The sequence below is a fragment of the Stenotrophomonas sp. PS02297 genome (genome assembly GCF_029959705.1).
Taxonomy (GTDB): Bacteria; Pseudomonadota; Gammaproteobacteria; order Xanthomonadales; family Xanthomonadaceae; genus Stenotrophomonas; species Stenotrophomonas nitritireducens.
This window is the reverse complement of record NZ_JASCOS010000170.1, coordinates 1-5,494: the sequence shown is the minus strand read 5'-3', so window position 1 is coordinate 5,494 and position 5,494 is coordinate 1. Positions and strand designations below refer to the sequence as shown.

The following is a 5,494-nucleotide window of genomic DNA, read 5'->3' as shown; positions in this document are numbered from 1 at the left end:
TTGGGCTGGCTTTTTTGCGTGGCCGCGATCCGGACTTCCCCTGTGCCGGAAACGACGACGGCGGCCGCAGCCGCCGTCGCAGGGGCAGGTCCTGCCCGTTTCAGACCGTCGCCGGCAACAGGTGCTCCGGCTCGGCCTCGGTCTCCACCACCAGTTCGCCATCGCGCACGTCGATGCTGACCTTGCCGCCGCCCACCAGCTTGCCGAACAACAGCTCGTCGGCCAGCGGGCGTTTGATCTGGTCCTGGATGACGCGGGCCATCGGCCGTGCGCCCATCTGCGGGTCGAAGCCATGGTGGGCCAGCCAGTCGCGCGCGGCCGGGGTGGCCGACAGCGAGACGTGCTTGTCCTGCAGCAGCATCTCCAGCTCGATCAGGAACTTGTCCACCACCCGCAGGATGTGGTCGAAGCCCAGCGCCTGGAACTGCACCACCGCGTCCAGGCGATTGCGGAATTCCGGGGTGAAGCCCTTGCGGATCACCTCCATCGCATCGGTGGCGTGATCCTGCTTGGTGAAGCCGATCGACCGCCGCGCCGCCTGCGCCGCGCCGGCATTGGTCGTCATCACCAGGATCACGTTCTTGAAGTTGGCCTCGCGGCCGTTGGTGTCGGTGAGGATGCCGCGGTCCATGACCTGCAGCAGGATGTTGAAAATGTCCGGGTGCGCCTTCTCCACCTCGTCCAGGAGCAGCACGCAGTGCGGCGTCTTGACGATCTTCTCGGTCAGCAGGCCGCCCTGGTCGAAGCCGACATAGCCCGGGGGCGCACCGATCAGGCGGCTGACCGAATGCGGCTCCATGTACTCGCTCATGTCGAAGCGCACCAGCTCGATGCCCAGCTGCAGTGCCAACTGGCGGGTGACCTCGGTCTTGCCCACGCCGGTCGGGCCGGCGAACAGGAAGTTGCCGATCGGCTTCTCCGGATTGCCCAGGCCAGAACGCGACAGCTTGATCGCCGAGGCCAGTGATTCGATCGCGGGGTCCTGGCCGAAGATCACCATCTTCAGGTTGCGCTCCAGGTGCTGCAGCACGTCCTTGTCGGTGGCGGTGACCTGTTTGGTCGGGATACGCGCCATCTTGGCGACGATGGTCTCCACTTCCTCGACGTCGATCGTGGCCTTGCGCTCGCCCTCCGGCAGCAGGCGCTGGCGCGCGCCGGCCTCGTCGATCACGTCGATGGCCTTGTCCGGCAGCAGGCGGTCGCCGATGTGCTTGACCGACAGGTCCACCGCCGCCTGCAGCGCATCGTCGGCATAGGTCACGCTGTGGTGCGCCTCGTACTTCGGGCGCAGGCCCTTGAGGATCTCGTAGGCCTCGCCCACGGTGGGCTCGACGATGTCGATCTTCTGGAAGCGGCGCGCCAGCGCCCGGTCCTTCTCGAAGATGCCGCGGTATTCCTGGAACGTGGTCGAGCCGATGCAGCGCAGCTCGCCCGAGGCCAGCGCCGGCTTGATCAGGTTGGAGGCGTCCATGGTGCCGCCCGACGCCGAGCCGGCGCCGATGATGGTGTGGATCTCGTCGATGAACAGCACCGCGTTGGGAACCTTCTTCAGCGCGCCGATCACGCCCTTCAGGCGCTTCTCGAAATCGCCGCGGTACTTGGTGCCGGCCACCAGCGCGCCGAGGTCGAGCGAATAGATCACCGCGTCGGCCAGCACCTCGGGGACCTCGCCGTCGACGATGCGCTTGGCCAGGCCCTCGGCAATGGCGGTCTTGCCGACGCCGGCCTCGCCCACGTACAGCGGGTTGTTCTTGCGGCGGCGGCACAGCACCTGGATGGTGCGCTCGATCTCGTCACGGCGGCCGACCAGCGGATCGATGCGGCCGGCGCGGGCCTGCTCGTTGAGGTTGCTGGCGTACTCGGTCAGCGCATCGCCCTTGGGCTCGCCCTCCCCGCCTTCGGTCCGGCCCTCGCCGTCGATGGACGGTGAGGCATCGCCGTCGTCGCCGGACTTGGCGATGCCGTGGGACAGGTAGTTGACGATGTCCAGCCGGGTCACGTCCTGCTGGTTGAGGTAATAGACCGCGTGCGAATCCTTCTCGCCGAAGATCGCCACCAGCACGTTGGCGCCGGTGACCTCCTTCTTGCCGGAGGACTGCACGTGGTAGACGGCGCGCTGCAGCACGCGCTGGAAGCCGAGCGTGGGCTGGGTGTCGCGGCCGTCGTCGTCGGCCAGGCGCGAGACCGAGGTTTCCACGGCCTGCTCCAGGTCCTGGCGCAGGCGATCCAGGTCGGCGCCGCAGGCCTTGAGCACGGCCTGTGCGGACGGGTTTTCCAACAGGGCGAGCAGCAGGTGTTCGACCGTCATGAATTCATGACGTGCCTCGCGGGCGCGCTTGTAGCACTGGCCAATCGTCTGTTCGAGGTCTTTGCTGAACATGGGGGACTCCGACTGCGGTTGGAGACAATATGCGGCCTGACTGCACGTTTTCCATCACCCTACCGGATGCCGGTGTTCAGACGGCGTTAGCACTGCGGCTGGCGCGACGGCCCTCGCTTGGGCGAGCCTTGCACCATGAGCGAACCCTACCTTACCCGCTGGCAGTTGCGTCGCGATGGCGCGCCGATCAGCACGCCGCGCGCGCGGCTGTGGCCGGTGCTGACGCCGGCCGGGGCGCTGGCGATGTTGAAGGTGAGCAGCGCGGACGACGAGCGCGATGCCCACCGCCTGCTGCGCTGGTGGGACGGCGATGGTGCCGCCCGGCTGCTGGCGCACGAGGGCCCGGCGATCCTGCTCGAGCGCGCAGAGGGGGAATCATTGCGCCGGCGCTCGATCGAGGGCGCAGACGCGGCATGCACCACGATCCTGTGCGGGGTGCTGGAGCGCCTGCACCGGCCGCGCGGCGTGGCGCCGCCGGGCCTGGTCCCGCTGCGGGAATGGTTCGCCGATCTGCTGCGGCCGCGCACGGGACTGTCGCCAATGCTGGAACAGTGCAGATCGCTGGCGGAGGAACTGCTTGCCGCCGAACAGGAGTGGATGCCGCTGCATGGCGATCTACACCACGACAACGTGCTCGATTTCGGCGCGCGCGGCTGGCTGGCGATCGACCCCAAGCGCCTGTTGGGGGACCGCGCCTTCGACTACACGGCATTGTTCGCCAATCCGGACCTGTGCGGCCCGGGCATCCATGTCGCCGTCCGGCCCGGGCGCTTCCACGCGCGCCTGGCGCAGGTATCGGCGGAAGCCGGCCTCGAACGCACGCGCCTGCTGCGCTGGATCGCGGCCAGCCGCGGGCTGTCGGCGACCTGGTTCCTGGACGACGGGGAGCGGGCCGATGTCGACCTGACGGTCGTCGCGCTGGCGCTGCAGGCGCTGGCCGACTGACGGGCCGGTCAGGCCTTCTCCATCGTGCACAGCAGCGGGTGCTGGTTCATCCGCGCGAACTCGTTGACCTGCGCGACCTTGGTCTCGGCCACCTCGCGGCTGTAGACGCCGCAGATGCCGCGGCCGCGGGTATGGACGTGCAGCATCACCTGGGTGGCCTTGTCCAGGTCCATGGCGAAGAAGTTCTGCAGCACGGCGACCACGAAATCCATCGGGGTGTAGTCGTCGTTCAGCAGCATCACCTGGTACAGCGGCGGCGGTGCGACCTCGGGCTTGCCGGGTTCCACCAGCAGGCCGTGGTCGTTCTCGTGTTGGAGCTTGCGGGGCATGCGCGCAATTATACCGGCTGGCCCCGCGAAGCTGCGCCGAATTGGACGCGAACGCCCCGGCCAACGCACAATTTGCGCCTGATCAACCAATCCCGCAGGGAAAGCATGAAGAAGTACGTGGCCGGAATGATGATGGCGGGCATGTTGTGCGGCATGGCCGGCGCGGCGCTTGCCGGCGAGCCGGATGCCGCGGTCGGGCGGCTGCTCGACTCGCTGGAGTACAAGTACGAGATCGACGACGACGGCGACTACCGCATGGTGTTCGACATGGAGGGCGACCGCACCCAGCTGGTGTTCGTGCGCTCCTCGGTCGAGACCTATGGCACCCATCGCATCCGCGAGATCTGGTCGCCGGGCTACAAGTCCGCCAGCGCGCAGCTGCCTGCCCTGGTGGCCAACCGCCTGCTCGAGGACTCCAATGATTCCAAGCTTGGCAGTTGGGTCAAGCAGGGCGACATGGCCATGTTCGTGGTCAAGATCGACGCAAACGCGAAAGCCGATGTCCTCAGCGACGCCATCGATGCGGCGATCAAGAGCGCCGATGCCATCGAACTGGAATTGACGGCCAAGGACGAGTACTGAGGGTGAACGCGTTGAGCTCCCAGCGCTGGGCGCCGCATGTCACCGTGGCCACCGTGGTGTCCCGCGCCGGGCAGTTGTTGCTGGTGGAAGAGGAAAAGCATGGCCGGCGCGTGTTGAACCAGCCGGCCGGCCACCTGGAACCGGGCGAAAGCCTGGTCGAAGCCGCGGTGCGCGAGACCCGCGAGGAAACCGGCTGGGAGGTGCGGCCGAGCGCCTTCATCGGTGCTTACCAGTGGGATGCGCCGGACGGCAAGCCGTTCCTGCGCTTCGCCTTCGCCGCCGAGCCGGTGCGGCATTACCCGGATCAGCCGCTGGATACCGGCATCGTGCGGGCGCTGTGGCTGACTCCGGCCGCATTGCAGGCCGACATGGCGCGGCTGCGCAGCCCGCTGGTCTGGCAGGCCGTGTCGGACTGGCTGGCCGGGCAGCGCCATCCGCTGTCGATGTTGAGGCAGGTGCCATGAGCCGGCCGGGTGTGGTCGTCGGCGTGTCCGGCGGCGTCGACTCCTCCGTCGCCGCACTCGTCCTGGTGCAGCAGGGGTTGGATGTCGCCGGCCTGTTCATGCAGAACTGGGCGGATGACGGCAGCGGCCATTGCCGTGCCGAGGACGACCGCCGCGATGCGGTGGCGGTCTGCGGGCGGCTGGGCATCCCGTTCCATTTCCGCGATTTCTCCGCCGAGTACTGGCAGGGCGTGTTCGAACACTTCCTGGCCGAATACGCGGCCGGGCGCACACCCAATCCGGACGTGCTGTGCAACCGCGAGGTCAAGTTCAAGCATTTCCTCGACGCCGCCCGCGAGCTCGGGGCCGAGCGCATCGCCACCGGCCACTATGCCCGGGTGGAACAATCCGCCGGCCGCTGGCGCCTGCTGCGCGGGGCCGACCGCGGCAAGGACCAGAGCTATTTCCTGCACCAGCTGGGCCAGGAGCAGCTGGCCGCCACCCTGTTCCCGATCGGCCATCTGGAGAAGAGCCAGCTGCGCCGCATCGCCCAGGAGGCCGGGCTGCCGACCCATGCGAAGAAGGATTCCACCGGCATCTGCTTCATCGGCGAGCGCGATTTCCGCCAGTTCCTGGGCCAGTACCTGCCCGCCCGCGAGGGCGAGATCCGCGACCCGGACGGACAGTCCATCGGCCGCCATCCTGGCGTGTTCTATTTCACCCTGGGCCAGCGCGAAGGCCTGAACATCGGTGGCGTGCGCGGCCGGCCCGCCGCCCCCGGGTACGTGGTCGGCAAGGCCGGGGCGGCCAACCTC

The 5,494-nt window shown here is 68.1% G+C and carries 6 protein-coding genes; 4 read left to right on the top strand and 2 right to left on the bottom strand.

The genetic code is table 11. From position 1 onward, the window contains the following. Nucleotides 1-100: 100 nt before the first annotated feature. Nucleotides 101-2,380: an ATP-dependent Clp protease ATP-binding subunit ClpA gene (clpA, locus tag QMX80_RS18080; RefSeq protein WP_282278562.1), complete on the bottom strand. Its 2,280-nt coding sequence runs from the start codon at nucleotides 2,378-2,380 to the stop codon at nucleotides 101-103. Between the two features lie 135 nt (nucleotides 2,381-2,515). Here clpA and QMX80_RS18075 point away from each other — a divergent pair, with 135 nt between their 5' ends. Continuing rightward, nucleotides 2,516-3,325 (top strand): APH(6)-I family aminoglycoside O-phosphotransferase, encoded by an 810-nt coding sequence (locus QMX80_RS18075; protein ID WP_282278560.1) that lies wholly within the window; start codon nucleotides 2,516-2,518, stop codon nucleotides 3,323-3,325. Nucleotides 3,326-3,333: 8 nt separating this feature from the next. Here QMX80_RS18075 and clpS read toward each other — a convergent pair whose 3' ends face one another. Then, nucleotides 3,334-3,654, bottom strand: coding sequence for an ATP-dependent Clp protease adapter ClpS (clpS, locus tag QMX80_RS18070; RefSeq protein ID WP_055769125.1), 321 nt, complete (start codon nucleotides 3,652-3,654; stop codon nucleotides 3,334-3,336). A 105-nt stretch (nucleotides 3,655-3,759) separates the two neighbouring features. Here clpS and QMX80_RS18065 point away from each other — a divergent pair, with 105 nt between their 5' ends. The 3 genes from QMX80_RS18065 to mnmA form a co-directional block, all read left to right on the top strand. Continuing rightward, a complete protein-coding gene (locus QMX80_RS18065) occupies nucleotides 3,760-4,236 on the top strand; it encodes a hypothetical protein (protein ID WP_273083389.1) in 477 nt (158 codons plus the stop codon). A 2-nt stretch (nucleotides 4,237-4,238) separates the two neighbouring features. After that, nucleotides 4,239-4,700 carry an NUDIX hydrolase gene (locus QMX80_RS18060; RefSeq protein ID WP_273083388.1) on the top strand — a complete coding sequence of 154 codons (462 nt, stop codon included), beginning with the start codon at nucleotides 4,239-4,241 and terminating at the stop codon, nucleotides 4,698-4,700. Next, nucleotides 4,697-5,494, top strand: a 798-nt coding sequence (mnmA, locus tag QMX80_RS18055) for a tRNA 2-thiouridine(34) synthase MnmA (RefSeq protein ID WP_282278557.1), incomplete at its 3' end; no start/stop codon positions are given. The genes QMX80_RS18060 and mnmA, both read left to right, overlap by 4 nt.

Coding starts and splice junctions, on each gene's coding strand:
- QMX80_RS18065 (WP_273083389.1), top strand. CDS start 3,760: ATGAAGAAGTACGTGGCCGGAATGATGATGGCGGGCATGTTGTGCGGC.
- clpA (WP_282278562.1), bottom strand. CDS start 2,380: ATGTTCAGCAAAGACCTCGAACAGACGATTGGCCAGTGCTACAAGCGC.
- clpS (WP_055769125.1), bottom strand. CDS start 3,654: ATGCCCCGCAAGCTCCAACACGAGAACGACCACGGCCTGCTGGTGGAA.
- QMX80_RS18075 (WP_282278560.1), top strand. CDS start 2,516: ATGAGCGAACCCTACCTTACCCGCTGGCAGTTGCGTCGCGATGGCGCG.